4 protein-coding genes are annotated in these 2,318 nt (G+C 36.8%); all 4 read right to left on the bottom strand.

Annotated elements, in window-relative coordinates; translation table 11 throughout:
* Window positions 1-206 (bottom strand): RHS repeat-associated core domain-containing protein (locus JR050_RS15305; RefSeq protein ID WP_204204398.1); only part of this gene is annotated, 206 nt, incomplete at its 3' end.
* Window positions 207-219: 13 nt separating this feature from the next.
* Window positions 220-837: a hypothetical protein gene (locus tag JR050_RS15300; protein WP_204204397.1), complete on the bottom strand. Its 618-nt coding sequence runs from the start codon at window positions 835-837 to the stop codon at window positions 220-222.
* Between the two features lie 322 nt (window positions 838-1,159).
* The gene (locus JR050_RS15295) at window positions 1,160-1,465 is read right to left on the bottom strand and encodes a hypothetical protein (RefSeq protein WP_204204396.1); all 306 of its coding nucleotides are present in this window, start codon (window positions 1,463-1,465) and stop codon (window positions 1,160-1,162) included.
* A 10-nt stretch (window positions 1,466-1,475) separates the two neighbouring features.
* The coding region (locus tag JR050_RS15290) for a pre-toxin TG domain-containing protein (RefSeq protein WP_204204395.1) at window positions 1,476-2,318 on the bottom strand (843 nt) is incomplete at its 5' end.

Here is a 2,318-nt window from a genome sequence, read left to right as displayed (position 1 = left end):
CCACCTGGTGGTGGGAAATAACAATCTCTTGAGTCAGGATCTTCCATGATACAATGTCCACTTGGGTCAGTAAAGGTTGTCGGATTGTTATGCGCATAGCTATAACCATTCAAGCTCGCCGGAGTATCACTCCAACCACCAAACGTATCCTCAGTAATAAATCGACCTTCATTTGGACTATACCATCTTGCACTGAAGTCTATCAAGCTAGCTTTTGCGTCATAGGACTTTTTTTCCAGTGAAGCCAACGGCGTTATATGGTGCTGCCATATGCGTAAATAGGTTACCAAATGCATCATAACGGTACTTCGTAATTTGCTCCCCGATTCGGTCGGATACATCCATAATGTTTCCTTGCGCGTCTTGGTGATAGTACAGTAATCCACCACGTGTACGAATATTGCCTTCATAGCCTTCTTGTTTACGGCCATGGTAGCCAAACATCTTACGAGCGATGACTTGATCATTACCCATGTAGTACTGGGCTAATGGTTGTCCGTTTTCACCGTATTCCTTGAATACGTTCATGCCATCGTACATGTATTGGGTGGTTTCAGTGTATAATGCTTCTCCGAACTTTTTCTTCAGTCCGTTCTTTTCACCGTTTCCATTTTCTAATGCATTTTCAGGACCTTTCCCTTTGCCTTTTCCAGGTAGGTTTACATCGTAGTAGGCTTGTTCACGGCTTACTTTTCGGCCTAATGCATCATATTTAAACTCAACTTGCGAACCATCTGGGTAATAGACACCTTTTAGACGGTTATCTGTGGTGTAGTCGTATTTGACGAATTGAATCCTTGAAATTATCTGGTCTGGGGATTCCTTTGGACCTTCCACAATAGAGTTTGATAAAGTTGCCTAGTGGTTTATTTAATTGTGTGCTATCTCACTAGGTAGGTTTATAATTTCTTGGTTTTTTTGATAGAAATTAGAGTATAAAAACCTTGAATGGCATTAGCCACTCAAGGTTTTTATACAAGATATTATTTTTTCGACAAGTCTTTCTCTATATTACTATGCAAAACTATATGAAATGAGGGATGCTAGGAAGTACACTTTTAACTTTCCAAGATTTATCTATACCCTATGTTGAAATCCAATTTTATTCATTATTAAAAAAACCTTGAAAGGCTATTAGCCAATCAAGGTTTAAAAAATACTAAGAAAGACATTCAATAACTAATTCGTCTAATTCAATCCATATATCCTCAAGTCTATTGGCTAAATCTGAAACTTTTTCGTTACTAGCTTCTAAACTTAAAAAAGTATTTCTGATTATTTGAGGCATACTATACAAAATTAATGCTAATTCTTTATCTATATCTTTTTGCACTTTTAATAATACAATTAATTCATTTAGGATTTGATTTAAGGCTTGATATTCTTCTTCATCAACTTTCAATTCATTCCTAACTTTATCAACAAAAGTATTATTAAGTATTTTTTCTTTTAAAGATTCTCTCATAACTGTCCTCCTAAGGTAAAAAGCGTTTAATAGCTTCAGCAGGGATGTCACCTTTTATTAGTACTTCTTTATGTTTTGCTGCTGCATTTCTAGTAAAAGGTGTTTTTAAATGTTGACTAGCTTTATTAATATCAGAGACATCTAGAATATTACTTGGATTTATTTTTGATAAATCTATTTCTACTATTGGATTAGGATTATCATTACGAGTTCCACCATGAGTTGCATAAAATTCAGCAGTTTGTTGACTTTTTGTTGTTGAAGTCCAAGGATTCCTAGAATGTTTTGTACCTGCTACGTGCTGTGTCGGTGTTGTTTTATGAGCAGGAGATGGTTTTAATATACCTTGTCCGTTTTTTATTGTTTGTGCTTGTTCAGGTGTTACTGCACGGAATACTGTATTAGAATTACCCGTACCCTTAGTAAGTTTCGCCCCTTGCGCAAAACCTAACCCAGCCTTCGCCCCTTTAAGTGCAACTTTTCCTGCTCCACCTGTAAAGATGCCTGCTGCTGCAATAATTCGGTCAGCTTTAGATAGTTTTTGATCTGTGACAAGGTCTCTACCCATGATTGCTTCAAGTCCGCTCTTGATGTTTCCGACGACAGGAATCATATCTAAGCCTATGGACCCAGCTTGTTTCATGAAGTTCGTGGATGGCATCTTTGCCTTCTTAAACTTGAATTTACCGAATCCAAAGCTAGATTTTACATCAAATCCAAAAGAGGATCCACTACTACCAAAGATATGGTTCTTACTGAGCGATTTACTAGAATAATATCCACCAAAATGGTTGGACATATAACCAGCCAGTTTATTGTAATTGCCGGTACGCATAGCTAAAATTTCTTCAAA

Origin of the sequence: Bacillus suaedaesalsae, assembly GCF_016890225.1 — a bacterium.
GTDB lineage: Bacteria > Bacillota > Bacilli > Bacillales > SA4 > Bacillus_BS > Bacillus_BS suaedaesalsae.
This window is presented reverse-complemented; position numbering and strand designations above follow the sequence as displayed.